Here is a 26,729-nt window from a genome sequence, read left to right as displayed (position 1 = left end):
GTATCGATGATTCGGAGCCGATGCCGATTCGGATGGCTGCTGCGCGCAGAATCGTCGTGTCAGTCCGCCGCTGTAGTCTGGTGGCGATGGGAGCTTGGGCGGCGAAGCTGTGGCGCAGACTGCTGGTCCTTCTGATCGGCGGGGTCGTCGCCGTGCCCTATATCGCGGTGATCATCTGGGTCGTCACCGCGTGGAACGAGGCCAGCGACCGGTCTCTGGCCCTCGGCATCTTCGTCTTCGGCACCATCGTCTTCATCCTGTTGTGCATTCCTGCGTTCCTGGCTGTGATCCGCGCGCTCGAGCGGACCCTGGCCGAGCACCTCCTCGAACTGTCCATCCCCACCCCGCCGAGGCGGCCGACCACCTCCGACCGTGTCCGCGGTGCCCTGTTCTACTTCGGTCACGCCTTTGCCGGCGCACTGCTCCTCCTCACCGTGGTTGTCGTCATCCCCTCCGCTTCGCTGATGATCGCCGATCCGCAGCAGGCCTCGGAACTGTCGAACGGGCTCCTCGGCATTGCGGGTTCCACCGGCGGGGCACCGGGCGGAGGCGGGGATTCGTCGGCCGGCCCGTGGACCGAGCCCGCCATCGTCCTGCCCGCCGGACTCATCCAGATCCTGGCACCCTTGGTTCTTCTCCTCCTCGCTGCCTTCATCATCGCCGAGGGCTATTTCCTGCCGCACTATGCACAGATCCTGCTCGGACCCTCGGCCGCTGACCGGGCTGCGCTCGCCGGGGCCGATCGCGTCCGTCGTTTCCGCCGCACCGTCCTCGCCCGGGAGGTCCACGATTCGATCGGCCACGCCCTGACCATCATGACGATGCAGGCAGCGGTGGCCAAGCGCGCCCTGCCCCAGGATGAGAAACTCGCCGAGGCGGCCGTCGACGAGATCGCTCGCACCGGCCGTGACGCTGTGGCTGAGTTGGATCATGTGCTCGCGCTGCTGCGCGCGGAGGCAGATGCCGAAGGCACTGTGAGCGAGGTCGAAGACTTGGTGGGCGGCGCCGGCGACATCGCCGGCGCCGAGGCTGATGTCGGAGGGATCGCGGACGACGGTGACAGCGGAAGTGCGCGGCCGCCTCGGCCAACGATGCTCGACATCACCCGCTTGGCCGAAGAGGCCCGCTCCATCGGTCACCCCACCCGGCTGACGATCTGCGGAGACTCCGGCGGACTGCCCACGGCGGTGGTCCGCGAACTCCGCCGGATCGTGCGTGAGGCGGTGACGAATTCGCTGCGGCATGCGACGACGCCTGGCCTCGACGTGACCATCGACATCGGTGCGGACTGCGTGCAGGTGGTTGCGCGCAATGCCTGCGGAGCCACCGGTCCCGCGTTCGGCACGGTCAGCGAGGGCAGGTCCGATGCCACGGACGGCAGGTCCGATGTGAAGGGGGCGGCCGCCTCGGCGAGGGAATCACGGGGGCTCGTGGGCATCGGGGAAAGAGCTGCGCTGTTCGGTGGGAACGCGGATTGGGGAGTCGATGGCGGACAATGGGCTCTGCAGGTGAGGCTGCCGTATTCGGAGGGACAGGTGCCATGGCCATCAGGGTGATCCTCATCGACGATGAGCCGCTCGTGCGCGCGGGACTGGCCGCGATCATCGACTCCGATCCGGGGCTCGAAGTGGTCGGGGAAGGCGGCGATGGGGCGGAGGCGCTGGATCTCGTGACTCGGCTGAGTCCCGACGTCGTCGTCATGGATGTGCACATGCCCCGACTCGACGGGTTGGAGGCCACGCGGCTGCTCGTGGACCGGCAGGAGTCGCCCCGGGTGCTCATCCTCACGACCTTCGACAGCGATGATTACGTCTTCGAGGCCTTGCGTGTGGGAGCCGACGGTTTCGTCCTCAAACGCGCTCAACCGGACGAGCTGATCAGAGCGGTGCACACCGTGGCAGGGGGAGAGGCGCTGCTCTATCCGCAGAAGATCCGGGACATGGCGGCACGGTCGGTCCGACACGTCGATCTGGTGAGTTCGGCTCAGCTGAGCAGCCGGGAACAGGAGGTTCTCACCCTGATGGCGCGGGGGATGAGCAACGCCGAGATCGCCGGTGAGATGTTCCTCGGGGCGGAGACGGTCAAGACCTACGTCAGTTCGCTGCTGTCGAAACTCGGCGCGAGAGATCGGACGCAGGCGGTGATCCTGGCCTTCGAATCGGGGTTCATCACACACTGAGCCCGAATCGGACTTCACCCGCTCGGGGACGGGGTTCACCCTTGTGGGGGAGACCGTGGCAGGCCCGCGGGGGCGAATGTGGAGGCATGACACAGAAACAGCTCCACCACACAGTCCATCATCCATCACAGCCCGCACCCGTCGCTGTTCGGGCGGGACTGGCGGCCGCCTCGGCGTGGTCGCTCTTCCTCTTCGTCATGTCGGTCCTCTGGGGTCTGGGAATCGTCGGCGCACCGCTGGCCGGATCCGAAGACGGGGCGTTCACCTCGGCGATCGCCTCGCTCCCGATATCGGTCATGACCGGCGTCGTCGGCTTCGTCGCTCTGCTGAGCTTCGTCCTCTCTGCGGTTCCGCTCACCGTGGCCCGTGTGCGGGAACGACTGCACGAACCTTCCGCGGTCCGGGCCCTCGGAGTCGTCGCACTCGCAATCACCGCAGTGGTCACCGTCTTCTTCACCGATACTCTGCTGCTGGCCTACCTGGGCTATGCGCTCAGCCTGCAGTTCCCGCCGATCCCGGCTCCAGTGATCTGGCAGGCGATCATGCTCATCGGTCCGCTGCTGTGGCTCGTCGTGTGGGCCGTCGCCGAACGGTCGCGTCGGGCCGGGTTGCGCAGTAACAGTGACCGGCATCCGGCCGGAGATGCCGGTTCGGTCGACGGATCTGCGGTACCCGAAGGAAGCGGTTCGACCGCGGTCTCGACCAGTGCGAAGCTCGCAGTTGCCGTGGCCGTCGTCGTCCCGGGATTCTACGCACTGACCCGGATTCTCTGGGCGCTCGGCATTCCGATCGGTCTGAGCCAAGGCCTCTTCGACGAAGGGCAGCGCGTGGGGCTCTGGCATTCGGGCCTGGCGCTCGCCCTCGCCGCGGTGGCAGGAATCCTGCTCACACTCGGGCTCGTGCAGAAATGGGGAGAACGGCTGCCTGCGTGGCTCGGTCCCTTGGGCGGGAGACGAGTGCCGATCACTCTCGCGACGATTCCTGCGACGGTCGTGTCGTTGGCGATCTTCACCGGCGGAGTCGGCCTGGTGCGCACAGCCTTCTCAGGCATGCCTGAAGTCTTCGCGGACGGCTGGTGGGCGACGATCGGGCCGACGCTGCTCTTCCCGGTCTGGGCCGTGGCCCTCGGCTGGGCGACCTTTGCCTACCGGGAACGCCGACTGACAGCCGAAGCTCGGAACTGACAGTCGAAGCGCAGACGTGACAGCCGAAGTACAGACGTGACAGCCGAACAGCGAGTGCTCACCACGACCGATGAGGCGGACGGGAATCGTCCGCCTCATCGGCGTCGGGCTGCCCCCAAGAGCTGCCTGTTCACCTGGCATAGCCCGTCTGTCGAGGTTGCCCCGTCGGACTGCGCCCGTCGGGGTGCCGTTCAGCCGGGCTGCCCACCTGTCGGATTGCCGACCCATCGGACTGCCCGCCTGTAGGACCGGCGGTCAGCCGGCGAATGGTCCGTACGTGACCAGCAGATTGCCCTTGCTGGTGCGCTGCAGGTCTTTGAGTGCCAGCCGAGTTGTAGTGCCTCCCTCGAAGAGCGAACGTCCGCTGCCGGCGAAGACCGGATGGACGGCCAGCGTCAGTTCGTCGATGAGCTCGGCTTCGACGAGCTGACGGACCACCGACATCGACCCTTCGACGGCGATCTTGCCGCCGTAGGTGTCTTTGAGCTCACGGACGAAGTCGATGAGGTCTCCTTGGATGAGCGTGGAGTTCTCCCATCGGAGGTCCGCCTGCGACAGAGTCGTCGAGGCGACGTGCTTGGGTGTCGAGTTGATGAAGTCGGCGAACGGTGCGTCTTCGCCTTCGGTGTGGTTCGGCCAGTGGTTCTCCCACTCCTGATACGTGACACGGCCGAGGATGCAGTCGTCGACTCCTCCGATGGCCGTGTTCATCCACTGTCCCACCTCCTCGTCGAAGGAATCGAACTGAAACTTGAACGGGTCTGATGCGATACCGTCAAGCGATTGGAACAGTGCGCCGATGACAGTGCGGCTCATGATGATCTCCTCATCGAGTGTCGTGTGGGCCGAGCGTGATGCAGTGAATATCAGTTTAAAAAGTAAACTGCAGTTTCAATAGTGAACTATCCTGGTTAGACTGTCAATCATGAAGGCGTATGGGCAGTTCTGCGGTTTGGCCAGGGCAGCTGAGGTTCTGGGCGAGAGGTGGTCTCTGATCATCCTCCGCGATCTTCTCGTGGGCGCGAAGCGCTTCAATGAATTGCGGCAGGGCATCCCCGGCATCCCATCGAACCTGCTGACCACACGACTGCGTGAACTCGAAGCTGCCGAGATCGTCGAGCGCAGCATTGATGGGCGCAGCGTCGTCTATCGTCTCAGCGAGTACGGTTCGGACCTCGAGCCTGTGCTGATCGAACTCGGCCGCTGGGGCGCTCGACGTCTGGCCGCTGCACGCGAGGACGAAGTTCCCACCGACAGCTCGCTGGCTGCGGCTCTGCTGTCATCTCGCACCGAGGTGAGAGTGCGGCCATTCACCGTCGAAGTGACTGCGGGGCCGGCAGTGGCCCATGCGGTCGTGCATGAGTTCGGGGTCGATGTCGCCGAAGGTGCTGATCCGCACGCGCAGCTCTTCATCGGTGGACCGGGGTTGCGGGGCCTGCTTGCCGATGGTGAAGCGGAGGCAGCCGTGGCGGCTGGAGCGGTGACCGCAGACGGTGACGCATCCCTGCTGCCCGAGTTCGTCCGTGCCTTCCGAGCACCACTCGACGAGGTCGTCCGCAGCCCACCGGCCGCAGAGTGAGCTCGTTCAAGGGATTCCCTGGTCGATCCGCGGTGTTTCAGAGCGGCTGAACGCCGTGGAACGACCAGACAATGACGTGCGTCGGCGAACCCGACCGGAAAATGACGTGGCTGCCGGCGGACCCGGCCGGAAAATGACGTGCGTCGGCGGATCCGGCCAACCGCACGACCGTGAACCGCTCACCCGCACAACCGTGAACCGCCTGCCTGAGATGACGAACCGAGTGCTGGACCCGTCGACGTGACAGATCCAGCGCTCGGTTCGGACCTCCTGCCGACCGTGCCGGAGAGCTCAGATCATCCGAAGCGACCAGTGAGCTCAGGTCCCCCGAGAAGAGACCGGAGGACTCAGATCCCCTGAAGCGACCAGTGAGTTCAGGTCCCCGAAGCGACCAGTGAGCTCAGATCCCCTGAAACGACCAGTGAGTTCAGGTCCCCGAAGCGACCGGCACGGATCAGATCATCCGAAGCGGCCGGAGATGTAGTTCTCGGTCTCTTCCTTGTCCGGGTTCGAGAAGATCGTCGAGGTCTCATTGAACTCGATGAGCTTGCCGGGCTTGCCGGTGCCGGCGATGTTGAAGAACGCGGTCTTGTCGGACACACGAGCGGCCTGCTGCATATTGTGCGTGACGATGACGACCGTGTACTTGTCCTTGAGGTCGTTGATGAGGTCCTCGATCGCCAGGGTCGAGATCGGATCGAGGGCCGAACACGGTTCGTCCATGAGCAGGACCTCGGGCTCGACGGCGATCGCGCGGGCGATGCACAGCCGCTGCTGCTGACCGCCGGACAGGCCCGAGCCGGGCAGGTTGAGTCGGTCCTTGACCTCGTTCCAGAGGTTCGCGCCGCGCAGGGCACGCTCCGTGAGGTCGTCGGCTTCGGACTTCGACAGACGCCTGTTGTTCAGACGCACCCCGGCGAGCACGTTCTCCTTGATGCTCATCGTCGGGAACGGGTTCGCGCGCTGGAAGACCATACCGACCTCGCGGCGGACGTTGACCGGGTCGACGCCGGCGCCGTAGATGTCGTTGCCGTCCATGAGCACCTCACCGGAGACGCTGGCACCGGGGATGACCTCGTGCATGCGGTTGAGCGTGCGCAGCACAGTGGACTTGCCGCAGCCGGAGGGGCCGATGAAGGCGGTGACGGAGCGCGGCTTGATCTGCATCTGCACACCGTCGACGGCGCGGAAGTCGCCGTAGAAGATGTCGAGATCCTTGATGTCGATCTGCTTGGACATTCTGTTTCCTATTCGTGGATTGTGATGAGTCTAGAGGGTCGTGACCGGTATGCGCCGCTGCGATGATCGCCGAGGCGGCCGCACCGTGACCAGGTCACCTCGCGCGTCCGCGCCGCACATCAGCGTCCGGCCTTCGGTGCGAGCACCTTCGCGATGATGCGGGCGAGCAGGTTGAGCACCATGACGAGGGCGACGAGCACGAGGGCCGCGGCCCAAGCGCGTTCCGAGCTGGCCAGGGCGGCGGCTCCCGGCGAGACCGGGCGCAGCTGAGAGTCGTAGATGAACGTCGGCAGCGTCGACATCCAGCCGGAGAAGAGATTCCAGTTGAGTGTCTTGGCGAACCCGGCGGTGACCATGATGGGTGCGGTCTCGCCGATGACGCGGGCGATGGCGATGGTGACACCGGAGAGGATTCCCGACACCGAGGTGGGCAGCACGATCTTCACGATCGTCTTCCACTTCGGCACGCCCAGAGCGTAGGAGGCCTCGCGCAGATCCATCGGCACCAGGCGGAGGATCTCCTCCGTATTGCGCACGACGATCGGAATCATCAGCACCGACAGCGCCACGGCCGCAGTGAAGCCGGTCTTCGCGATTCCCGCAGACCCGGGCATGAGCACATTCGCGATCGTGGAGAACAGAGCGAAGGCGAAGAGGCCGGCGACGATCGAGGGGATTCCGGTCATCACGTCGACGAGGAAGGTGATCGCCTTGCCCAGGCGGTTCTTGTTCGAGTACTCGACGAGGTAGATGGCGGTGAGGACGCCGATCGGGATCGAGATGATGCAGGCGGCCGCGGTGATGAGCACGGTGCCGACGATGGCGTGGTAGAAGCCGCCGGCCAGAGTCACCTCCCCGGCGACGTACTGCTGGTCGAGGACGCCCTTCATGCCGAGCATGGTGCGGGTGAGCAGGTCTCCGCTGATGGCGGCTCCGCCCTTCGACGCGGTCAGCCACAGCAGTGAGATGAGGGGAACGCATGCGAGGATGAACGTCGAGGTGACGACGGTTGTCGCGATTCGGTCGACGGCCTTGCGGCGGCCCTCGTAGGCCGCGGAGACCGCGAAGACCGCGATCGCGTTGATGAGTCCGGCGAGGACGGCCACGACGGGGATGTTGAAGCCGCCGAACGCGATGAAGCTGATGAGGATCGCGACAAGGATCGAGGCGATGGCGACGATCCACGGGGTGGCTTTCGGCAGCTGTTTCGACGTCAGCTTCGGCGGTTTGGATACGGCCGCCTCGGTGGTGGTGTGCGTGGTGGTCATGGTTCTCAACTTCCCTTCACCGAGGTGCGGGCGACGATGGCGCGAGCTCCCATATTCACCAGCAGGGTGATGACGAAGAGCACGAGGCCGACCGTGATGAGTTCGGACAGGCGCAGACCTGCTGCCTCGGGGAAGTTCTGCGCGATCTCGGATGCGATTGTCTGATTGCCGCTGACGACGAGCGATGCGGTGAGGATGCCGGGCGAGAGGATCATGGCCACAGCCATGGTCTCGCCGAGTGCGCGACCGAGGCCGAGCATGGTGGCCGAGACGATTCCGGACTTGCCGAAGGGCAGCACTGCCATGCGGATCATCTCCCAGCGGGTGGCACCGAGGGCCAGCGCCGCTTCTTCCTGCAGGCGCGGGGTCTGGAGGAAGATCTCCCGGGTCAGGGAGGTGATGATCGGCAGGATCATGATCGAGAGTACGAGCGAGGCGGTGAGCAGGGTCCGGCCCGTCTGCGACACCGATCCGTCTGCCGCCGGAGCGAAGATCGGAATCCAGCCGAACCACTTCGACAGCCACAGATAGAAGCCGGTGAGGTTCCCGGCCAGCGCGATGCCCCACAGGCCGTAGACGACCGAGGGAATGGCCGCGAGCAGATCTATGACGTAGCCGAGGGCCGGGGCCAGCTTGCGGGGGGCCATATGCGTGGTGAACAGTGCGATGCCCAATGAGAAGGGAGTCGCGACGATCAGTGCGATGGCTGCCGAGATGAGCGTGCCGATGACCAGCGGCCAGACATAGGAGAGGAAGCCTTTGCCGCCGGTGATCTGGGAGGGATCGCTGATCTGCGCGGCGATGGTGTCCTTCGACTGTGCGAGAAGGAACAGGGCGACGCCGGCGAGGATCACCAGGATCAGGATCCCGGCGATCAGTGTGGCGGCGGAGAAGATGCGGTCGCCGGGCCGGACGACGGCCTTCTGCTGCCGCGGCGCGGAACTCCGGCTCGGCGGCTTCTGCCCGGACTCGGGCGTGGAGCCCGGCCCGGTTGGGCCTGACTCAGTGGTCTGTGTGCTGGTCGGCACAAGTGCTCCTCATGTGACTTGTGGTGGAACCGGGGTGGCTCCACAGGCGCGGAAAAGCGGCGCAGGGATTCTGCGCCGCTCCCGACTGGCTATTTCTCCAGGTCAGAGGCCGAAATCAGCCTGCAACCTCAATCGAGTCGATGACTTCTTCGATCTGCTTGCGCAGGTCGTCCGACAGCGGGGCGGACCCGGCGGATTCGGCTGCGGACTGCTGTCCCTCTTCCGAAACCACGAACTTCTCCCACGCCTTGACCATGTCCACGGTCTCCTGGTCCGAATACGACGAGCAGACGAGGTGGTAGGACACGAGCACGATCGGGTAGGCGCCGGACTCGGTGGTGTCGCGGGCCAGGTCGAAGGCGAGGTCGCCTTCGCTGCGTCCCTCGACCTTCTCAGAGGCGTCGACGACCTTCGAGGCGGCTTCCGGAGAGAGCTCGACGAACTCGTCGCCGACCTTGACCTTCGCGGTGGAGAGCTCACCGACGGCAGAGGCATCCGCATAGCCGATGGCTCCGTCGGTGTCCGAGACGGTCTGGATGACACCATCGGTGCCCTGCGCGGCTTCGCCGCCGTACTCCTTCGGGAAGTTGCCGTCGACCTCGGCGTCCCAGTCCTTCTCGGCGGTGGCCTTGAGGTACTCGGCGAAGTTCTCAGTCGTGCCCGAATCGTCGGCACGGTGAACGGCGGTGATCTTGAGATCCGGCAGGTCGGCGTCCGGGTTGTCGGCCTTGATGGCCTCGTCGTTCCAGTTCGTGATGTCGCCCTTGAAGATCTTCGCGATCGTGGCTGGGGAGAGGTTGAGCTCGTCAACGCCCTCGACGTTGAAGGTCACGGCGATGGGGGAGATGTAGACGGGGAACTCGTAGGCTCCGTCGGCGCCGCAGGCTTCCTCACCGGCCTTGACCTCTTCGTCGTCGAGGTGGGCATCGGATCCGGCGAACTGTGCGTTGCCGGCGAGGAACTGTTCACGGCCGGCGCCCGAGCCATCGGGGGAGTAGTTGACGGTCACGCCGGAGTTCTCCGAGGTGAAATCCGCTGTCCACGCATCCATGGCGGCCTTCTGCGAAGAGGCGCCGATGCCGGTCAGGGTGCCCTGCAGGTCGCTGTCGCCGCCGGAGGCCTCTTCGCCGGTGGCGGAGGCTCCGCCGCAGGCCGAGAGGGTGATGGCGCCGACCGCGAGGATCGCAGCGGAGGGGGCGAGATGCTTCATCTTCACGAAGATGCCTTTCATGTTGTGGACACAGCTCGAGAGTTCTCGATTGCTCGTGATCCACGCTAAAGATCACGCGTGAAGTGCAAGGAGGTGGAACGTGAATGGAAGGTGAACGAGCGGCGAAGGGTTGGAACCGCTTTGAGTGCTTGATCACAGACGGCGCCGGATTCGTGAAAGGATCATTGCCGGGACCGGCAGTCCCTCGCCGAGGCGGCCCTCCCCGTACGCGTGCACGTACTCTGAGGTTCGTCGATTCCTTGCCCCGGACCGACCCCAGTCCCTACGGTCGCTTCCATGACCGAACAGAACCGCTATGTCCTCGGAGAATCCGCCGGCGAACACTCACGACTGCGCGACCAGTCGGTCGTGTTCGACCCGCTGACCAGACAGCTGCACAACGAAGCGGGAATCACCGCGGGCATGAGCGTCCTCGACATCGGCACCGGTGCCGGCGACGTCGCTGTCATCGCCGCCGATCTCGTCGGCCCGGACGGGCATGTGCTCGCCGTCGACCGTGACCGCATTGCCCTCGACGGGGCCCGGAACCGATTGAGGCATCGGCCGGAGATCGAATTCGCCGAGGCGGATCTCGGTTCCCTCGCCCTCGGTCGGCAGTTCGACGCGATCGTCGGCAGGGCTGTGCTCATGCATCTGCGCAGCCCCGTCGAGGTGCTGGAGCGTCTCGCCCAGCACCTGCGCCCCGGAGGCCTGCTGGTCATGCACGAGCTCGACCTCTCTCAGGACTGGGCGAGCGTGGAGACGCCGCTGTTGGACCGCGTGAGGCAACTGGTGCTGCAGGCCTTCGAAACATTCGGGATCCACAGCAGGTTGGGACGTGACCTCTTCGCAGCCTTCCGCGCGGCCGGGCTGCCCGACCCGCATCTGACCTTGAGCGCTCCGGTAGGCGGTGGGGCGGAAGCACCGAGCTTCGGATGGGTCAATGCCCTGAACGCTCTGCTGCCCTACCTCGAAGAGCAGGGAATCGTGAACGCTGACGAGCTCGGAGTCGACTCACTCACGCAGCGGCTCACCGACGAGCTGGACGCCGAAGACGCCACCCTCCTCGGGCCGGTCATGTACGGCGCCTACTGCAGACTCGGCTGAACGCGGCCCTCGCCGAGGCGGACCTCTGCTGAACCCGGCCCTCGCCGAGGCGGACCAGAATCGGTTCGTCCGCGATCTGAAGCGTCAGCTGTCGATGGGGCGGACGCGTTCGATCTCGACGATTCGCGGCACCGGTCCGGGCCGCACATAGGCGATGAGGACCTCGCCCGGCTTGAGATACGGGTCGTCCTTCGGCAGCTTCGCCACCACGCGTTTCGGGGCATGAGCGGCGTAGACGGAGAAGATCGTCGGCAGCACCGGCCGATGCGTGCAGTAGATGACGGGTTTGCCCTTCGCCAGCAGCTTCTCGATATAGCGGGCGGTCCTGTCCGGGTTCGCCGCGGTCGCCTTCTCGCTGAGCGTCGGCACCTTCTTGATCGACTTGCCCGTCGCGGCAGACAGCGGTGTCAGTGTGGCCATGCATCGCTTCCACGGACTCGAGACGAGCTTCCGAACTCCCCACGCTCCCAACAGCCCGGTCAGCGCCATGGCCTGACGGGTGCCGAGCTTGAGCAGCGGGCGCACATGCTCGGTCTCGTACCACTTCGAACGAGGGAACGCCTTCCCGTGGCGGACGAGGATGAGCGGCCACGCTCTCAGCGCATCCGTCTCAGCGAATTTCTCCAGTGCGTCGAGCTGTTCTCGATCGGCGAATGCGGTCAGTTTGGACCGGGCTGTGTCGATCGGGAACCATTCGGCCCGGTCGACCTCTCGCTTGTTCATCGGGGCGAAGGCGGACTCAGACCTGACCTCGGCCGACCAGTAGAAGACCTTCTTCAGAGTCTTCTTTCCGACCGTGTATTCGGCAGACGGCAGCGGGATGCCGAGGTGGATATCGAGCCCCGTCTCCTCCTTGACCTCGCGGACCGCGGCCTCCGGCAGCGTCTCGCCCGGGTCGACCTTGCCTTTGGGCCACGACCAGTCGTTGTACTTCGGACGGTGGATGAGCACCACCTCGAGCCCGTCCGGCCCGCGCCTCCAACACACGGCCCCGGCGGCAAGGACATCGGCGGTCACACGCGATGACGCTTGGGCCGAGGCGACCTCGGAGCGGCTCACGCTTCATCCCCGATTCGCCGACGCTTCCGGTGCGAACGGATGAGCTCCGTCTGATAGTCGGCGAGGAGGTTGTCCTCGTCATCGTGGGTCCGGCGGGTCCATCTGCCGTCGCCGGCGAGATCGAACGCCGAGGTGGTCGGGGCGAAGACGAGATCAAAGAGTTCGATGATCTCCGCCCGGTGGCCGTCGTCGACGATCTGCACGAGCGCTTCGACCCGACGGTCGAGATTGCGGTGCATCATATCGGCCGAACCGATGTAGACGATCGGGTCGCCGCTGTTGCCGAAGACGAAGGCGCGAGAGTGTTCGAGGAAGCGTCCGAGCACGGAGCGGACGGTGATGTTCTCGCTCAGCCCTTCGATTCCGGGGCGCAGGGCGCAGATCCCGCGGACGAACACTTCGACGGCGACTCCGGCTTGAGACGCCCGGTAGAGGGCGTCGATGATGGCCTCGTCGACGATCGAATTGACCTTGATCCGCACCTGGCCGGCACCGCCGGATTCCGCAATCGCGATCTCGGAGTCGATGAGGTCGATGAGTCCGGAGCGGACGTTGCTCGGAGCGACGAGGAATCGTGAGTATTCGGAGCGTGGCGCGTAGCCGGAGAGCTGGTTGAACAGCTTCGTCAGATCATCGGCGACTGTCCGGTCGCGTGTCAGCAGCCCGAAGTCCTCATAGCCGCGGGCGGTCTTCGGGTGGTAGTTGCCGGTGCCGACGTGGCAGTACCTGACCAGTCCTTCGGCCTCCTGACGGACGACGAGCGAGAGCTTCGCATGAGTCTTGAGTCCGACGATTCCGTAGACGACGTGGACGCCGGCGCGCTCCAGCTTGCGGGCCCACGTGATGTTGGCCTCCTCGTCGAACCGGGCCTTGATCTCGACGACGGCGAGGACTTGGATGCCGGCCTGCGCGGCATCGACGAGGGCGTCGATGATCGGCGAGTCCCCGGAGGTGCGGTAGAGCGTCTGCTTGATCGCCAGGACGTTCTTGTCCGCCGCAGCCTGCTCGAGGAAGGCCTGCACGCTCGTGGAGAACGAATCGTAGGGGTGGTGCAGCAGGATGTCCCGGCTGGCCACCGCGTCGAAGACATCGACCTGATCGCTGGACTCCCGCAGCGACAGGTCCTTGTTCATCTGCGGGACCATCTTCGGGTAGTGCAGATCATCGCGCGGCACATCGGCGATATCGGACATGCCCGACAGATCCAGCGGGCTGGGCAGATGGTAGATCTCGGAGTCATGGATGCCCAGCTCGTCCTTGAGCATCTCGAGCACACGGGGGTGGATGTTCTCCGTGATCTCCATGCGCACGGCCGGACCGAACCGGCGTCGCAGGAGCTCCTTCTCCAGCGCCTTGAGCAGGTTCTCCGCATCGTCCTCTTCGACTTCGAGGTCCTCGTTGCGGGTGACGCGGAAGGTCGAATGGTGGACGATCTCCATTCCTTCGAACAGAGTGCCGAGGTGTTCGGCGATGATGTCCTCGAGGGCGACGAAGCGGGCCGGGACGTCGCGTCCGGCGGGTCGGTCGGTCGCCTCGGCGACGTTGAAGAACCGGGGCAGACGCGGGGGGACCTTGACGCGGGCGAAGAACTCCTTGCCTGAATCCGGCGACCGCAGGAGCACGCCGAGGTTGAGCGATAGGCCCGAGATATAGGGGAACGGGTGCGCCGGGTCGACGGCCAGCGGGGTCAGGACGGGGTAGACGTGGCCGAAGAAGAATTCGTCGACGCGGTGTCGTTCGTCCTCGGTGAGGTCCTCGACCTGGACCTTCGTGATCGATTCCGCGTCGAGGCGGGGGCCGATATCGTCCTTGAGCAGCGCGGCATGCCGGCTCATCAGCTCGAATGCGCGCACCCCGATATCGTGCATGACCTGCGCGGGCATGCGGCCGGTGACGCTGGGCACGGCCAGACCGGTGTTGATGCGGCGTTTGAGGCCGGCGACGCGGACCATGAAGAATTCGTCGAGGTTGGTCGCGAAGATCGAGAGGAACCGGACGCGTTCGAGCAGCGGGATCTCCGGATCCGAGGCGAGGTCGAGGACGCGTTCGTTGAAGGCCAGCCAGCTGAGTTCGCGATCGAGGAAGCGGTCTGCCGGCTCGGGCAGACCCAGTTCTTTTCCGGACGCTGCGATGTCGTACAACGTTCTGCTCCTTACTCGTTCGACGCCGTGCTCGCAGAATCAGTGCCGGTGACCTCGGCGGAGGCCGGTGCATAGGCCACGTGCGCGACCGCGACGTGGAATCCCAGTCGCTCGTACAAGCCTAGCGCCGGGGCGTTGTCCGATTCGACGTAGAGTTCGATGACGTCCGCTCCCACGGCCACCATCCGCCGCATCCCCTCGATCGTCAGCGCCTTGCCCACGCCCTTGGCGTGGATGCGCGGATCGACGCCGACGACATAGACCTCGCCGAGGCGGCCCTGGCCATCCGTGTCCGTGATCTTCGTCTGATGGAAACCGATGATCTCACCTTCACGGGCGGCGATGATGAAGGTGTCGGGATCGAAGTCCGCGGCGGTGACGACGGCGTCGATGTCGGCGCGGGTCTGGCCGCCCTGTTCGGGGTGCCAGTCGAAGGCGGCGTTGTTCACGGCCAGCCAACCGTCCTCGTCGCCGGGTGCGAAGGAGCGGATCTCGACTCTCTCGGGACTGATGCTCTGGGGGAGGCCGTCGAGGCTCAGTCCGGTGTCGGTGCGCATCTGATAGAGCACGCGATCACGGCCGAGTCCGTACTTCTGTGCGAGGTGTGCTGCGGCCGGATGGTCGCCGTGGGACCAACACCAGGCTTCGGGCTCTTCATCCAGGATCGTTGTCAGGAGCTGTTCGCCGAGGCCCTGGCCGCGGTGGTCGGGTGCGATGAGGAATTCGGCGGCGTGACGGTCACCCTGCAGGGCGCGGATTCCGAATCCGATGAGTTCGCCGTCTGCGGTGTCGGCAGTGTCGGCAGGCGAGTCGTCTGCGGTGGTGTCGCCCGCGTAGATGCGCCATACGCTCGAGGCGGTCTGCGCCTCGTGTGCGGTGTCCTCACCGGCGGCGATGGCCATGAGTCCGCCGGAGATCTCCGGGGCGCCGTCGGCCGCTGCCACGTCGTCGAGGAACCTCAGCTCATCCTCGGTGAGGGTGTCGATCGGGGTGGAGGCGATTGCTCCGCTGGCGTGGATTCTCATGCCGTCACGTCCTCTGAGTCTGTGTCTGTGACGCTGTCGGCGCTGAAGCGATAGCCGACGTTGCGTACGGTGTGGATGGCGTTCTCAAGGTCTTTGCCGAGTTTCGCACGGAGGCGGCGAACATGCACGTCAACGGTGCGGGTGCCGCCGAAGTAGTCGTCGCCCCATACGGCGAGCAGGATCTCGTCGCGGGTGAAGACCCGTTCGGGGTGTAAGGCGAAGAACTTCAACAGGGCGAATTCCCGGTAGGTCAGGTCGAGGCCGCGTCCGCCGAGTTCGGCGGTGAACGCGGTCTCGTCGATGCGCAGGGCCCCGGTGACGACGATCATCGGTTCGCCGTCGGCATTCCACGGGCCGCCGTCGCCTGTCTCACCGAGGCGACTCGACGATGTTCCGCGGGACGTGCCGACGGGTCCGCGTCCGGTGCGAACCGGCCCCCATCCCCTTGGGGCGCCCTCCGCGCCGAGACGGCCGACACCGGCATGCGCCCCGCCGGAGAATCCGGCGCCGGAGCCGTCGTACGAGGATGCGGCGTGACGGTCGCGGGCCACGCGCAGCCGCGCTTCCACCTCGGCGGGGCCGGCCGTGGTGAGGATGAGGTCGGCCACATCCCATTTCGCCGAGGCCGTCGCGAGCCCGCCCTCACCGAGGACGACGATGACGGGTGCGGTGATCCGCGCCTCGGCGAGGAGTTCGGTGATCCGCGGTGCCAGTGACAGGTCGAGGCAGGCATCGGCGATGACGACATCGATCTCGGGGGATTCGGAGGCCCGGTCGGGCAGACCGTCGGGGCCGCAGCGGTCGATCCGGTGGCCGAGGTACTGCAGGGATTCGGGAGCGAGGGGAGCGTCGAGTCTGGCCGTAGGGCAGATGTGCAGAATCCGCATGTGCTGCATCCACCTCCTCGGCGCCCGTCGTCTGAGCCAAATTATAGCGAGAGACGATGACGGCGCTGACGTCCGCCGCTGACAGGCGGCGGCGGGACGGCGGCAGCACGGCAGGGCCAGGCGGGATCAGCGCGGCGGTTTCTGCCCGACCGTGTAGGTCACGGTGAAGAATCGTGCTCGGAATCTCGGGTCGGCGAGCATTGCGCGGAAGCGGGTCAGCTCAGCACGGCTCAGCCCTGCGCTGAGGAAGGCTTCCTCAGCCTGCAGACTGAGATTCGAGTGGTACCGAGTCCAAGGCCCGCCGCCTCGGGCGAGCGGGACGAGGTGCTCGGCTGCGATGTCGATGAGTCCGGCGGCATACATCTCGCGTTCGACCTGCTCCGCCCAGCCGTAGTCATGTCCGGCGGCGGGACCGACGATCCGACTCGCGGCGTGATAGTACTTTCGCCACAGCTGATGGTCGGACTCTTCAGGGGCGGTCAGCAGCTCTCCGGCGAAGCCCATATCGGCGATGACGAGCCAACCGCCGGGGGACAGTGCGTCGATGAGGCGGGCGAATATCTCGCGGCGCGAGGGCAGGTGGACGAGCACGAACCGGGTGTGGATGAGGTCGTATGGTCCGGCAGGAACACCGTCGCGGATGTCGTACCGGTCGACCTCGACGCCGGGGGAGGGCTCCAGGTGGTCGACGTCGAGGTCGACGGCCATCACCTGTCCGCTGAACTCCTCGGCGAGCATCCGCGCCACGGACCCGTTGCCGGCGCCGATCTCGAGGCAGCGCGGCCGCTCGGCCAGGGTGAGCGACCCGAGGACCGACCGTGTGGTTCCGTCGAGCAGAGCGGAGAGATAGTTGAGCTGCGCTCCGCCGAGGTCGGTGCCGCTGTCGAAAAGGTATCGATCGTGCGCCGCGGCGGCCTTCACATTCTTCACGGTTTCTCCCTTCGGAGTCGGCGCATGCTGCGGCGGACTTCCACCGCTGCGCCGATGCTCCTCTGCGTCCCCTGAAGAATATTGCTGCTCGACGTCGGCAGCCAGGGCTCGTCGATCCTCACAGTCATGCCCGCGAACCAGACTCTCCTGCCCGATCCGAACAGCCGGCCGTGCCCAGTCGAATCGCCGTGTCGCTGCTCGATAAGGCACGATAGTGCTGTGATCAGATGGATTCGAGTAGCCGTCGCCCTGGTGCTGGTGTTGGCCCTCAGTGCCTCCGTGTACTGGGGCTATACCTTGTTCCTGTTTGCGACCGGGCTCATCGTCTTCGGCGTCGCCTATGGCTGGCCGCGCCTGACGGACTCCCCGCAGCCGCGGGCGACCTCGATCATGCTCGCCCTCTTCGGGGTCGGCGGACTCTACGCCGCCTGGCAGGATTCCACGGCTCCCTATCTCGACTGGCTGCCCGTCCTCGCGGGCCTGGGTCTGCTGTGGACGTTCGTGCAGAACCTCACCCGCGGAATCGGCGCCTCCTATGCGGTGGCGAACGTGTCCGCGCAGGTCTCCGGCCTCGTCATCGTCCTGTCCGCGAGCACCTGGGTCGCGGCGATCACGGTCCCCGGTGACAAGGAGGCCATCGTCATCGGCCTCGCCTCACTCATCGTGGCGCAGTGCATGACCGCGCTGCCGTGGCCGGCGATCTACACCTCACCCCTGGCCATCGCCATGTCTGCGGCCGTGGCAGGGATCCTGTCGGTGCTCGTGTTCTCTGCGGCGATCTCCCTGCCCACCGCGCTCGTCCTGGGTGTCGTCATGGGTCTGCTCGTGGCCGCGGTCGACCGGATGCTCGGGCTCGTCGCCTATGCGAAGTTCCAGGCCGCCAACCTCGAGGCCTCGCAGAACATCGAGGTGAAGAAGAATGTCGAGAAGGCCCGCAGCTTCGCCGTTCAGCTCGCCCTCGGTGCTGCTCCGATCGCACTCGGCGGAGTCGTCGTCTACGCCCTTGAGCGCGTCGCTTCCTGAGCTGCGCCGCACAGGTGCTTCCTGAGCTGCGCTGCACAGGCCGCACAGTCCGTATCTGGGTGTCGCGGTTTGGGTCTCGCGGACCACGGTCGCGCCCCCGGGCTGCATGCACAACACATTGCCAGGAACTGTAGACTGGGAGCATGGATAATCTTGTTGCTCTCGAAATCGTCTTCTCCAGCCTCGTCGGCATCGCCGCGCTCGGTGCCCTGGGCGTCGGAGTCAAGGTCGTCACCGCGCTGTTCAAAGACAACCGCTGATCTCCCATGATCGAACTTGATGCCTCGGTCCATCCGGAGCTCGTCCCACTGTCCTGGCTGATCGGGTCCTGGGAGGGCGTCGGTGTCGTCGGCTATGCGGACACTCCTGAGAAGCAGTTCGGCCAGCGCATCGACTTCGTCGCCCATGAGGGCACACCGTTCCTCCAGTACACCGCACATGCATGGCTGCTCGACGAATCCGGTGAACTCGAATCGACCCTGACTCTGGAGACCGGCATCTGGCAGCTCGTGCGCCAGCATGATGCCGGAGACGTCGGCCCGGGAATGATGGTGCCCACCGAGCCGCAGAGCTTCACCTCGGCCGCCGCGGTCGAGACCCTGCGCACGAACGACGACGCCTTCGAGATCGAAGCCGAGGTCGTTCATCCGCACGGAGTCATGGAACTCTACGCCGGCACCGTCAAGGGGCCGCGCATCGACTTGGCCACCGATGTGGTGGCCCGAACGAAGACCGCGAAGGAGTACACCGCCTCGACGCGGATGTACGGCCTCGTCGGCGGCGAACTCATGTGGGCCTGGGATATGGCAGCCATGGGCCACGAACTCGCCTCCCACTCCTCTGCCAGATTGAAGAAGCTGTCTTAAGATGAATGATCCCGTGTCGCCGAATTCTGTTCCCTCCGATTCGCCATCGCCGGAGAACACCGACACACCCGCCGAGGCGGTTCGGCGCTCGTCTCTTGCCCGCGGATTGAGCTCGACCGCGGTGCTCGGGGCCGGCGAACTCGCCGAGACTCCCATCCACTACGGGGCCTCCCTGCGTGAGCAGAGACTGCTCGCGGAGAAGGACGGTCTCGTCGACCTCGCCCACCTCCGCGTGCTGCGTCTGAGTGGACCCGACCGTCTCACCTGGCTGAACTCGATCACCACACAGAAGATCGACTCCCTGGCTCCCGGTGTGTCCACCGAAACCCTCGTGCTCGACCCGAACGGCCGCATCCAGGGCTGGCTGAAGATCGTCGACGATGGTGAGGCCCTGTGGGCCATCAGCGACCTGAGCACCGACGAGACGCTGGACTTCCTGCGCAGGATGGTCTTCATGATGCGGGTCGAGATCGAGGATCTCAGCGACGACTATCAGTGCTTCGGCGCCATCACCTCTCTGCCGGAGTCTCTGCCGGTCACCCGGATCTGGTCCGATCCGTGGCCGCATATCGGGAGCGGTTCGGCCTCCTATGCGCAGATCGACATCGGCCAGGAAGTCGCCGGCACCGACCATCCCGGCCTCGAGACTCCGTTCGTCATCGGCATCGTCAAACGCTCTGACCTGCAGGGGCTGTCTGCGAAGAGCTTCGATATGGCCGGCTTCGATGCCTGGGAGGCCCTGCGGATCGCCGCCTGGAGGCCGGGCCGGAACGAAATCGACCACAAGGCACTCGTCGGCGAACTCGACCTGCTGCGCACAGCTGTGCACCTGGCCAAGGGCTGCTACCGCGGTCAAGAGGCAGTGGCGCGTGTGCACAATCTGGGACAGCCGCCTCGGCGTCTGACCTTCGTCCATCTCGACGGGTCCGGGCACATCGCTCCGGATCCCGGCGCCGACGTGCTCGCCGAAGTCCGCGGGTCCGAACGCCCCGTGGGCACTCTGACCTCGGTGACCGTGCACTGGGAGCTCGGTCCGATCGGTTTGGCCGTGGTCAAACGGAATCTGTCCCCCGATGCGGGGCTGAGCTTCGAAATCGGCGACGGGGAACACGTCGTCGGCGCTCAGGAGACGATCGTCGTGCCCATGCGCGAACACGAGCGCGTCCTTCCGGAACGGAACAAGGACGTCGACGCCCGCAGCCAGAACCGCTGATCTGAGCGGGTGCCGGGCGCGACCCGGCGCTGCTTCTGCTGCCGGTCCTCGCCGTCCGAGATGAGGATTGGGCGGCCGACGCACGGCAACGGAATCCGTACCCCATTGGCGCAGAATCCATGGCTTCGTCTCTCCGCGGCAGTCAGTTCTGCTCAGCCCTCGGACGGTAAGTGACAAAAAGCGTCGGTAGCCCCTATTCTTCCCCTTATGACAGCTTTGGAGATTGGCGGCGAAGCTCTGCCGCAGGAACGTAAGATCGTCACTGAGATTCCGGGACCGAAGTCCCGTGAGATCGAGGAACGTCGCAAGTCAGCCGTGGCGACCGGTGTCGGTTCGAGCCTGCCGGCCTACGTGGTGGCAGCCGGCGGCGGCATCCTCAAGGACGCCGACGGCAACCAGCTCATCGACCTCGGATCGGGCATCGCCGTGACCACAGCCGGCAATGCGAATCCCCGTGTGGTCGAGGCCGCTAAGGCACAGCTCGAGGCCTTCACCCACACCTGCTTCATGGTCAATCCGTACGAGAGCTACGTCGAGGTCGCCGAAGCCCTCAACCGTCTGAGCCCCGGTGACCACGAGAAGCGCACCGTGCTTCTGAACTCCGGCGCCGAGGCTGTCGAGAACGCCGTGAAGATCGCACGCGCGCACACCGGCCGCGACGCCGTCGTCGTCTTCGACCACGCCTACCACGGCCGCACCAACCTGACCATGGCGATGACCGCAAAGGCCGCTCCCTACAAGGCCGGCTTCGGTCCCTTCGCCGGTGAGGTCTACCGCGCACCGATGTCCTACCCGTACCGCGACAACGATGCGGCCGGCACGAAGATCAGCGGTGAGGATGCAGCCAAGCGCGTCATCACGATGATCGAGAAGCAGATCGGCTCCGAGTACGTCGCCGCGATCGTCATCGAACCCATCCAGGGCGAGGGCGGATTCATCGTCCCGGCCGAGGGCTTCCTGCCCACGCTCGTCGACTACGCCCGCGAGAAGGGCATCGTCTTCGTCGCCGACGAAGTGCAGGCCGGATTCGCCCGCACCGGCAAGATGTTCGCCTCCGAGTGGGAGGGCATCGTGCCCGACCTCATCTCCACGGCCAAGGGCATCGCCGGCGGTCTGCCGCTCTCAGCTGTGACCGGTCGCGCGGAGATCATGGACTCGGTCGGACCGGGCCGCCTCGGCGGAACCTACGGCGGCAACCCAGCCGCCTGTGCCGCAGCGCTCGGCGCCATCGCAGCCTATGAAGAGGACGGGCTGCCCGAGCGTGCGCTGGCCATCGGCGAGATCATCGTCGACCGTCTGACCAAGCTGCAGTCGAAGTACCCCGAGGTCGGCGACATCCGCGGCCGCGGTGCCATGATCGCCGCCGAGTTCGTCGAGCGCGATTCGATCGAGCCGAACGCGGACCTGGTGAAGAGGATCGCGGACTACTGCGCGAAGAACGGCGTGCTCGTGCTCACCACGGGAACCTTCAGCAACATCCTGCGCTTCCTGCCGCCGCTGACGATCTCCGACGAGCTGCTCAACGACGCCTTCGACGTCGTCGAGGCCGCCCTCGCAGAACTCCTCCCCTAAAATTACTACCTGACGGCGGCTCTGCAACCTCGCGCGAGGTTGCAGAGCCGCCGTCAGGTAGTTCTGGAGGGGTTACTGCGCTGTGGAGCGTGAGCGTGTGTATTCCGAGAGCGTGTCGGGATCGGCGGTCATGTCGATGCGTGTGATCCTTCCGCCGCGGATGCCGAAGGTGAAGAGCATGCGCGCTCGGCCGCGGTGCATCCAGACCGCGGCGGCCCGCCCGTCGACGGTTGTCAGCGCTGCCCCGCGTGCTCGGCCACTGAAGGTGTCTGCGATCAGCTGCCCGGTGCGCAGGTCTTCGGCACCGAGGGCGCGAGCGGCGGCATCGACCTCGAGGACGGCGTCCGGCGCCAGCAGACTGATCAGTTCTGCGAAGTCACCGCCTCGTGATGCCTCGAGAAAGGCAGCGACGAGGTGATAGTCCGTCGACCGGCGCCCCTGGCTCTGGCCGCGGATCCGGCGACGGGCTCGGCTGGCATGCTGGCGTGCCCCGGCGTGACTGATGGACAGAATCTCGGCGATTGTGACGAAGGGGACGTCGAAGAGGTCGTGCAGCACGAACGCCAGCCGCTCCAGTGGGCTGAGGGTCTCGAGCACCACGACGAGGGCCTCGCTGAGTGATTCGGCCAGCACAGCCGCTTCGGACGGAGAATCATCGGAGTGGGCGGCCGACGAATCGGGCCGTTCCTCGGAGAGGACCTCGGGACGGCGGGCGCGCAGCTGATCGAGGCAGATGCGGGAGACGACGGTGGTCAGCCACGCCGGGAGACTGTCGATGCTCCTGGCGTCCTGGCGAGACAGCCGCAGCCAAGCCTCCTGCACAGCGTCCTCGGCGGCGTGCTGATCTCCCAGCAGGCGAATTGCCAGTGCGGTCAGTCGTGGTCGCTCCGCGTCGAACCTGAGCGCAAGCTCATCGGCGTGATCAGAATCCATTGTCCCCACCTGAGCCCAGCACTTCATCGAGGTCGATGCCCGCACTGCCGGTGAGGCGCCGCAGATCGTCGGTGACTGCAGCGAATCGTCCCAGCGCGATGGCGTCGAACATCGTGGAGTATGCGTAGCGCCACCAGGCGCTGGGTTCGCGTTCGGCCAGAATCGCCGCGAATTCGCCCGGATGGCATGGCATTGAGTCTACGACCGTCCCCGTCAGCTTCGCCGCTGCCCGGGCCAGGCCGCCGAGGCCGTAAGCTCGAGGGCCCGTCACGACGTACGTCGATTGTTCCTGCGAATCGGCAGCCGCCACGAGTGCGCGGGCGACATCGGCACGTGCGACGGGAGCGACCTGTCCCGAAGACATGGGCAGACGCAGACTTCCTTCATGCGCTGCCGATTTCACCCACCTGCCGAGGAATTCCGAGTAGAGGCCTGCCCTGACGATGATCGTGTGAGCGCCGGAGGTGTGCAGCCATGATTCGGTGACTGCGTACGGATGCGCGTAGCAGAAGGGGGACGACGGATCCGCATCCTGGGAGCTGAGGAAGATGATGCGGGCAATGCCGTTGCTCATGGCTGCGGTGAGAATGTGATGGTGATGCATGAGCATTCGGTCGGCTTCGCCGTCGCTGCCGATGAACACCAGCGACTGCGCACCGTAGAAGGCCCCCGTCAGCGAGTCCGGGTCATCGTAGTGTGCAGCGCGTTCGCAGATGCCGGGGCCTGGCGGAGCCGACCCCGGCCGGCGAACGATCGCGAGCACGTCGGTGCCGCCGGCGGCCAGCTCACTGACGACACGTGAGCCGATCGCGCCGGAGGCGCCGGTGACGGCGACAGTGCTCAATACGCCGCCTGCGTCAAGCCGATCTCGTTGCCGTCAGGGTCGGAGATCACTCCCACGAGCTTCCCTCCGCCGACGTCGCGGGGCTCGCTGATGACGCTCGCGCCCAGCTCCAACGATCTGCGGATCGTCTCAGCGATGTCTTCGCATTCGCGGTAGGGCAGTGCCCCGCGTCCTCCGGGTGTTCCGTGTGGATCCAGGCCGACCTGAACTCCTGCGTCGTCGAATGCGACGTAGTATGACTCATCCACCATCGGAGCAGTGGACAGCAAGGTGCCGTAGAACTTCTTTCCCTGTGCCAGATCGGACACCGGCACGATGATCGTGTCGAAACCCATGACTTCCTCCATCCGTTCGTTGAGACGCACCCTGTGTGCGTCCTCAAGTTCTCTGACGATTCGTCGGTCTCGAATGTGACAGATGTCAGAAGGGGTTGGGCTTGGAACCGACGCGGCAGTGCTGCAGACAGTCTCCCTTCGCGGTCAACTCTGTGATGACTGGCGAGTTCCGCCGCGGTTCGTCGTGTCCTGGGCTCGGTATCCCGGGTGCACTTTCGGGGTCAGGTCGTGGCTGGATGCGATCTTCTCCAGCAGTCGAATCAGCTCTTCGCGTTCGACAGCGCTCAGAGCTGCGGTGATCTCCGCCTCGTGGGACGAGCCGATCGTTCGCATCTCCTTCATCACCGCCCGCCCCTCGTCGGTGAGGTGAAGCTCGTAGGTGCGACGGTCACGTGCGCTTCGCTCCCTCGCTACGAGGTTGTTCTTCTCCAGAGCGTCGATCAGTACAACGACGCGGCTCGGAGCGACGCCGAGGCGGTTCGCCAGTCCCTGCTGACTCAGGCTCGTCTCCGCCGCGATGAGCCTGAGGATGCCGACATCGCCGGGGTTCAGGCTCAGCGGCTCCAAACGTGCGGCGAACTGTCCGGCTGCAAAGGCTCCCACCTGGGAGAGGAGGAAGGCTGCAGAGGAGATCTGACCGCTGCGTGCAGTCTGGTTCGAGTTATCCATCACCCATATATAGTAGCGCAGAAGAATCATTCTGTGCTATGAAGGGTTCACATCGATTACTGGAAATTCGCTGCTGTCATCAGAGTGGATGACCGTGCTCCGCGGATCACCGGTACACAGCCCAGCTTCACAGGAGGAAAGGCCCCATGGCCGCCAATCGCACACCTGCCCGCACCTCGGGGCCACCTCTGCCACCCATCGCCGTCGCGGCGGTCGGACTCATGATGGCCGCCCTGATCCTGCCGATCATCCTCGCTTCCGGAGCCACTTTCCCCTCTCCGTACTCCGATGCGGAACCGATCGTGGAGTACTTCCGCACGCACCCGAATCCCGTGCTTGTCACCGCGTTGCTCCAGTTCGCCGCATCACTGCCGCTGGGAATCTTCGCGGCTGTCGCCTCGGTCCGACTCAACCACCTCGGCGTGCGTGTGCCCGGGCCCACCATCGGGCTTCTCGGCGGTGTCCTCGCATCGTCGGCAATGGCACTCTCGGCGCTTCTGACCTGGACGCTCACCCGACCCGAGGTCCTCGACCACCCAGAGATCATCCGACTCGTCCATGATCTCGCGTTCATCACGGGCGGGCCGGGGTTCATTGCTCCTCTCGGGCTGCTCATCGCCGGCATCGCCGTGCCCGGCCTGCTCGCGCAGCTGCTGCCTCGGTGGCATGCATGGGCCGGTCTCGTCACCGCCGGGCTCGCCATGATCGCAATTCTTTCCATCGCGGTCCCTCAACTGTCCATCCTCCTGCCCATCGCCCGCTTCCTCGCACTGGCCTGGATCGTGACCGCTGCCTTCCTTCTGCCCAGGCGACGTCCCACGCACCACCGAAAGGAATCATGATGTCCACCGCTGTGCTCGACAAACTCGTCCGCTTCCAACGCTTGGAGAACTCCCTGCCGTTCGCGCAGTCACTCGACGCCCGAACCCTGGCGGGAGTCTTCGGGGGCGAGGAGACTCAATACACCCTCGTCGTCGAGGATCTCGACCGACAGCGAAAGGAAGTCGCGGCGCGGCTTGCGACCTCGCCCGTGATCGGATCCCATCTGCAGAATCTGCCCTTCTCGGAAGGCGTACACTTGGTCGCCATCGGTGAGAGCACGACAGCCGATCGGCTCTCCTGGTTCGAGATCCTGCGCACTCTCGTCGAATCCCACCGACCGGACCTTCGACTTCGATTCACCAACCTCGCCGTCTCCGGTGCCACCACCACCCAGGCGCTGTCGATGCTACCGAGCATCAGACGCCACGAGCCCGACTGGCTGTTCTGCATGCTCGGGTCCAATGACTGCCAGCGGTTCGACGCTCCCTCGGGACCCCTCCTCGTCAGTCCGGAGGAGACGAAGCGCAATCTCACCGAGCTGCGCGCTCGAGCTCTCACGAGAGGCGAGGCAGAGTGGGTCTGGCTGACTCCGACACGGGTCGACGAGGAGCGCATCGCCCGGTTCCCCTTCTTCGCCGGTTCCGGAATCAGCTGGACCAACCACGATCTGAACGAAATGGCCCGGAAGCTGCCGACGGGCACCGACATGGTCATCGACGGTTCGGCCGCCTCTTCTGCCGACGCTCCGGGTGCTCTCGCCGACGACGGCTTGCACCCCAGCGCCCAGATGCAGGGCGCCTTGGCCGCCGAGGTGGTCGAATCACTCGTCGAGGAGGGCAGATGAAGCTGCTCGTCCTCGGAGCGACCGGCGGCACAGGAGCCGCCCTGCTCGACCAGGCGCTGGCCGCCGGACACGATGTCACCGTCATCGCCCGCAGCCCGGCGGATGTCCGGGTTCCTGCCGAAGAGACCGTGGAAGTCGTCGAAGGGGATGTCCTCGAACCCGGGCCGTGGCAGGCCGTCGCGGCCGAACACGCTGTAGTGCTGTCCTGCCTCGGCAGCACGGACAGGCACCATCCCACGACGGTCTACTCCCAAGGCACGCTCAACGTGCTGGCCGCCATGGGGACCGATCCGCACCGCCGACTGATCTGCCTGTCATCGGCCGGTCTCGATATCCCGCCCGACACTCCGTTGCCGCAGAAGCTCGTCACCAGGCTGATCATCCAGAGGCTGTATCGGCACGGCTACGCCGACATGAGACGAATGGAGGATGCACTTCGTGACACAGACGCCCGTTGGACTGTCGTGCGGCCACCCATGCTCACGGACGAAACGGGCGGCGGTGACTACCGGACATCGAGCGGCAGCCATCTGGCGAATATGAGTTCCATTCCCAGAACCGACCTTGCTCACTACATGCTCGCCGCCGTCGATGATCCATCGACGTGGAAAGACATCGTCGAGATATCACGGGGCGACAAGAGGAATCGGTGAATCTCGCTGCCGACGTGGTGGACTGGCAACGAGGTTCACCGTCTTCATGGGGATGTCTGTTCGGGTCGACCGAGGGGCGGTTCCGCTGCCACCGGAACCACCGTTGACGCTACCGGTTC

Annotated in this window: 26 protein-coding genes; 12 read left to right on the top strand and 14 right to left on the bottom strand. The window is 65.5% G+C overall.

The window, feature by feature from the left end:
- Window positions 1–86: 86 nt before the first annotated feature.
- The 3 genes from EB835_RS06440 (at window position 87) to EB835_RS06430 (ending at window position 3,363) form a co-directional block, all read left to right on the top strand.
- Window positions 87–1,556: a sensor histidine kinase gene (locus EB835_RS06440; protein WP_168216645.1), complete on the top strand. Its 1,470-nt coding sequence runs from the start codon at window positions 87–89 to the stop codon at window positions 1,554–1,556.
- On the top strand, window positions 1,541–2,179 hold the full coding sequence (locus EB835_RS06435) for a response regulator (RefSeq protein WP_135808630.1): 639 nt from the start codon (window positions 1,541–1,543) through the stop codon (window positions 2,177–2,179). Before EB835_RS06440 ends, EB835_RS06435 begins: the two co-directional genes overlap by 16 nt.
- A gap of 86 nt (window positions 2,180–2,265) precedes the next feature.
- Window positions 2,266–3,363, top strand: a complete 1,098-nt coding sequence (locus tag EB835_RS06430) for a hypothetical protein (RefSeq protein ID WP_135808629.1) — start codon at window positions 2,266–2,268, stop codon at window positions 3,361–3,363.
- Between the two features lie 255 nt (window positions 3,364–3,618).
- On the opposite strand, the gene EB835_RS06425 is transcribed toward EB835_RS06430, so the two are convergent.
- A complete protein-coding gene (locus EB835_RS06425; RefSeq protein WP_135808628.1) occupies window positions 3,619–4,179 on the bottom strand; it encodes a dihydrofolate reductase family protein in 561 nt (186 codons plus the stop codon).
- A 109-nt stretch (window positions 4,180–4,288) separates the two neighbouring features.
- Here EB835_RS06425 and EB835_RS06420 point away from each other — a divergent pair, with 109 nt between their 5' ends.
- Window positions 4,289–4,942, top strand: coding sequence for a winged helix-turn-helix transcriptional regulator (locus EB835_RS06420; RefSeq protein ID WP_135808627.1), 654 nt, complete (start codon window positions 4,289–4,291; stop codon window positions 4,940–4,942).
- 459 nt (window positions 4,943–5,401) lie between these two features.
- Here EB835_RS06420 and pstB read toward each other — a convergent pair whose 3' ends face one another.
- The 4 genes from pstB to pstS form a co-directional block, all read right to left on the bottom strand.
- Entirely contained in the window at window positions 5,402–6,181 is a 780-nt protein-coding gene (gene pstB / locus EB835_RS06415; RefSeq protein WP_135808626.1) for a phosphate ABC transporter ATP-binding protein PstB, read from the bottom strand.
- Window positions 6,182–6,300: 119 nt separating this feature from the next.
- On the bottom strand, window positions 6,301–7,449 hold the full coding sequence (pstA, locus tag EB835_RS06410; RefSeq protein WP_135808625.1) for a phosphate ABC transporter permease PstA: 1,149 nt from the start codon (window positions 7,447–7,449) through the stop codon (window positions 6,301–6,303).
- A 5-nt stretch (window positions 7,450–7,454) separates the two neighbouring features.
- Entirely contained in the window at window positions 7,455–8,345 is an 891-nt protein-coding gene (gene pstC, locus EB835_RS06405) for a phosphate ABC transporter permease subunit PstC (RefSeq protein WP_240688591.1), read from the bottom strand.
- Window positions 8,346–8,592: 247 nt separating this feature from the next.
- Window positions 8,593–9,687 (bottom strand): phosphate ABC transporter substrate-binding protein PstS, encoded by a 1,095-nt coding sequence (gene pstS / locus EB835_RS06400; protein ID WP_240688590.1) that lies wholly within the window; start codon window positions 9,685–9,687, stop codon window positions 8,593–8,595.
- A 297-nt stretch (window positions 9,688–9,984) separates the two neighbouring features.
- On the opposite strand from pstS, the gene EB835_RS06395 reads away from it, so the two are divergent.
- Window positions 9,985–10,794 (top strand): methyltransferase domain-containing protein, encoded by an 810-nt coding sequence (locus EB835_RS06395; RefSeq protein WP_135808622.1) that lies wholly within the window; start codon window positions 9,985–9,987, stop codon window positions 10,792–10,794.
- Window positions 10,795–10,878: 84 nt separating this feature from the next.
- Here EB835_RS06395 and EB835_RS06390 read toward each other — a convergent pair whose 3' ends face one another.
- The 5 genes from EB835_RS06390 to EB835_RS06370 all read right to left on the bottom strand — a co-directional run bounded on the left by EB835_RS06390 (window position 10,879) and on the right by EB835_RS06370 (window position 16,836).
- Window positions 10,879–11,853, bottom strand: coding sequence for an NUDIX hydrolase (locus EB835_RS06390; RefSeq protein WP_135808621.1), 975 nt, complete (start codon window positions 11,851–11,853; stop codon window positions 10,879–10,881).
- Complete coding sequence (locus EB835_RS06385) at window positions 11,850–13,994, bottom strand: RNA degradosome polyphosphate kinase (protein ID WP_135808620.1); 2,145 nt, start codon at window positions 13,992–13,994, stop codon at window positions 11,850–11,852. Before EB835_RS06385 ends, EB835_RS06390 begins: the two co-directional genes overlap by 4 nt.
- A gap of 11 nt (window positions 13,995–14,005) precedes the next feature.
- Window positions 14,006–15,019, bottom strand: coding sequence for a mycothiol synthase (gene mshD, locus EB835_RS06380; RefSeq protein ID WP_135808619.1), 1,014 nt, complete (start codon window positions 15,017–15,019; stop codon window positions 14,006–14,008).
- Complete coding sequence (locus tag EB835_RS20765) at window positions 15,016–15,906, bottom strand: winged helix-turn-helix domain-containing protein (protein ID WP_135808680.1); 891 nt, start codon at window positions 15,904–15,906, stop codon at window positions 15,016–15,018. Before EB835_RS20765 ends, mshD begins: the two co-directional genes overlap by 4 nt.
- 126 nt (window positions 15,907–16,032) lie before the next feature.
- Window positions 16,033–16,836, bottom strand: a complete 804-nt coding sequence (locus EB835_RS06370; protein ID WP_168216644.1) for a class I SAM-dependent methyltransferase — start codon at window positions 16,834–16,836, stop codon at window positions 16,033–16,035.
- Window positions 16,837–17,055: 219 nt separating this feature from the next.
- Here EB835_RS06370 and EB835_RS06365 point away from each other — a divergent pair, with 219 nt between their 5' ends.
- The 4 genes from EB835_RS06365 (at window position 17,056) to gabT (ending at window position 21,510) form a co-directional block, all read left to right on the top strand.
- On the top strand, window positions 17,056–17,859 hold the full coding sequence (locus EB835_RS06365) for an ammonia permease (protein ID WP_240688585.1): 804 nt from the start codon (window positions 17,056–17,058) through the stop codon (window positions 17,857–17,859).
- 266 nt (window positions 17,860–18,125) lie between these two features.
- Entirely contained in the window at window positions 18,126–18,725 is a 600-nt protein-coding gene (locus tag EB835_RS06360; protein WP_135808617.1) for a heme-binding beta-barrel domain-containing protein, read from the top strand.
- 1 nt (window position 18,726) lies between these two features.
- Window positions 18,727–19,938: a CAF17-like 4Fe-4S cluster assembly/insertion protein YgfZ gene (locus EB835_RS06355; protein ID WP_135808616.1), complete on the top strand. Its 1,212-nt coding sequence runs from the start codon at window positions 18,727–18,729 to the stop codon at window positions 19,936–19,938.
- A gap of 207 nt (window positions 19,939–20,145) precedes the next feature.
- Entirely contained in the window at window positions 20,146–21,510 is a 1,365-nt protein-coding gene (gene gabT, locus EB835_RS06350) for a 4-aminobutyrate--2-oxoglutarate transaminase (protein WP_168216643.1), read from the top strand.
- Between the two features lie 72 nt (window positions 21,511–21,582).
- On the opposite strand, the gene EB835_RS06345 is transcribed toward gabT, so the two are convergent.
- From EB835_RS06345 to EB835_RS06330, 4 genes are all read right to left on the bottom strand, one after another.
- The gene (locus tag EB835_RS06345; RefSeq protein ID WP_135808615.1) at window positions 21,583–22,443 is read right to left on the bottom strand and encodes a sigma-70 family RNA polymerase sigma factor; all 861 of its coding nucleotides are present in this window, start codon (window positions 22,441–22,443) and stop codon (window positions 21,583–21,585) included.
- Window positions 22,433–23,287, bottom strand: a complete 855-nt coding sequence (locus EB835_RS06340) for an NAD(P)H-binding protein (protein WP_135808614.1) — start codon at window positions 23,285–23,287, stop codon at window positions 22,433–22,435. Before EB835_RS06340 ends, EB835_RS06345 begins: the two co-directional genes overlap by 11 nt.
- On the bottom strand, window positions 23,284–23,622 hold the full coding sequence (locus EB835_RS06335; protein ID WP_135808613.1) for a VOC family protein: 339 nt from the start codon (window positions 23,620–23,622) through the stop codon (window positions 23,284–23,286). The genes EB835_RS06340 and EB835_RS06335 overlap by 4 nt, the downstream gene beginning before the upstream one ends.
- 144 nt (window positions 23,623–23,766) lie before the next feature.
- Window positions 23,767–24,291, bottom strand: a complete 525-nt coding sequence (locus EB835_RS06330; RefSeq protein ID WP_135808612.1) for a MarR family winged helix-turn-helix transcriptional regulator — start codon at window positions 24,289–24,291, stop codon at window positions 23,767–23,769.
- Window positions 24,292–24,437: 146 nt separating this feature from the next.
- Between EB835_RS06330 and EB835_RS06325 the strand changes: the two genes are divergently transcribed.
- From EB835_RS06325 to EB835_RS06315, 3 genes are read left to right on the top strand one after another with little or no spacing between them, the layout of a single operon-like run.
- The gene (locus tag EB835_RS06325; RefSeq protein WP_135808611.1) at window positions 24,438–25,133 is read left to right on the top strand and encodes a hypothetical protein; all 696 of its coding nucleotides are present in this window, start codon (window positions 24,438–24,440) and stop codon (window positions 25,131–25,133) included.
- On the top strand, window positions 25,130–25,957 hold the full coding sequence (locus EB835_RS06320) for an SGNH/GDSL hydrolase family protein (RefSeq protein WP_135808610.1): 828 nt from the start codon (window positions 25,130–25,132) through the stop codon (window positions 25,955–25,957). The genes EB835_RS06325 and EB835_RS06320 overlap by 4 nt, the downstream gene beginning before the upstream one ends.
- Window positions 25,954–26,610 (top strand): NAD(P)-dependent oxidoreductase, encoded by a 657-nt coding sequence (locus EB835_RS06315; protein ID WP_135808609.1) that lies wholly within the window; start codon window positions 25,954–25,956, stop codon window positions 26,608–26,610. Before EB835_RS06320 ends, EB835_RS06315 begins: the two co-directional genes overlap by 4 nt.
- Window positions 26,611–26,729 lie beyond the last annotated feature (119 nt).

This window comes from Brevibacterium sp. S22 (genome assembly GCF_004745485.1).
In the GTDB taxonomy this organism is placed as follows: domain Bacteria; phylum Actinomycetota; class Actinomycetes; order Actinomycetales; family Brevibacteriaceae; genus Brevibacterium.
This window is presented reverse-complemented; position numbering and strand designations above follow the sequence as displayed.

What these genes read in the sequence shown, in the direction of transcription:
- EB835_RS06440 (WP_168216645.1), top strand. Translation starts at nt 87, where the DNA reads ATGGGAGCTTGGGCGGCGAAGCTGTGGCGCAGACTGCTGGTCCTTCTG.
- EB835_RS06435 (WP_135808630.1), top strand. Translation starts at nt 1,541, where the DNA reads ATGGCCATCAGGGTGATCCTCATCGACGATGAGCCGCTCGTGCGCGCG.
- EB835_RS06430 (WP_135808629.1), top strand. Translation starts at nt 2,266, where the DNA reads ATGACACAGAAACAGCTCCACCACACAGTCCATCATCCATCACAGCCC.
- EB835_RS06425 (WP_135808628.1), bottom strand. Translation starts at nt 4,179, where the DNA reads ATGAGCCGCACTGTCATCGGCGCACTGTTCCAATCGCTTGACGGTATC.
- EB835_RS06420 (WP_135808627.1), top strand. Translation starts at nt 4,289, where the DNA reads ATGAAGGCGTATGGGCAGTTCTGCGGTTTGGCCAGGGCAGCTGAGGTT.
- pstB (WP_135808626.1), bottom strand. Translation starts at nt 6,181, where the DNA reads ATGTCCAAGCAGATCGACATCAAGGATCTCGACATCTTCTACGGCGAC.
- pstA (WP_135808625.1), bottom strand. Translation starts at nt 7,449, where the DNA reads ATGACCACCACGCACACCACCACCGAGGCGGCCGTATCCAAACCGCCG.
- pstS (WP_240688590.1), bottom strand. Translation starts at nt 9,687, where the DNA reads ATGAAGCATCTCGCCCCCTCCGCTGCGATCCTCGCGGTCGGCGCCATC.
- EB835_RS06395 (WP_135808622.1), top strand. Translation starts at nt 9,985, where the DNA reads ATGACCGAACAGAACCGCTATGTCCTCGGAGAATCCGCCGGCGAACAC.
- mshD (WP_135808619.1), bottom strand. Translation starts at nt 15,019, where the DNA reads ATGAGAATCCACGCCAGCGGAGCAATCGCCTCCACCCCGATCGACACC.
- EB835_RS20765 (WP_135808680.1), bottom strand. Translation starts at nt 15,906, where the DNA reads ATGCGGATTCTGCACATCTGCCCTACGGCCAGACTCGACGCTCCCCTC.
- EB835_RS06360 (WP_135808617.1), top strand. Translation starts at nt 18,126, where the DNA reads ATGATCGAACTTGATGCCTCGGTCCATCCGGAGCTCGTCCCACTGTCC.
- EB835_RS06355 (WP_135808616.1), top strand. Translation starts at nt 18,727, where the DNA reads ATGAATGATCCCGTGTCGCCGAATTCTGTTCCCTCCGATTCGCCATCG.
- gabT (WP_168216643.1), top strand. Translation starts at nt 20,146, where the DNA reads ATGACAGCTTTGGAGATTGGCGGCGAAGCTCTGCCGCAGGAACGTAAG.
- EB835_RS06345 (WP_135808615.1), bottom strand. Translation starts at nt 22,443, where the DNA reads ATGGATTCTGATCACGCCGATGAGCTTGCGCTCAGGTTCGACGCGGAG.
- EB835_RS06335 (WP_135808613.1), bottom strand. Translation starts at nt 23,622, where the DNA reads ATGGGTTTCGACACGATCATCGTGCCGGTGTCCGATCTGGCACAGGGA.
- EB835_RS06330 (WP_135808612.1), bottom strand. Translation starts at nt 24,291, where the DNA reads ATGGATAACTCGAACCAGACTGCACGCAGCGGTCAGATCTCCTCTGCA.
- EB835_RS06325 (WP_135808611.1), top strand. Translation starts at nt 24,438, where the DNA reads ATGGCCGCCAATCGCACACCTGCCCGCACCTCGGGGCCACCTCTGCCA.
- EB835_RS06320 (WP_135808610.1), top strand. Translation starts at nt 25,130, where the DNA reads ATGATGTCCACCGCTGTGCTCGACAAACTCGTCCGCTTCCAACGCTTG.
- EB835_RS06315 (WP_135808609.1), top strand. Translation starts at nt 25,954, where the DNA reads ATGAAGCTGCTCGTCCTCGGAGCGACCGGCGGCACAGGAGCCGCCCTG.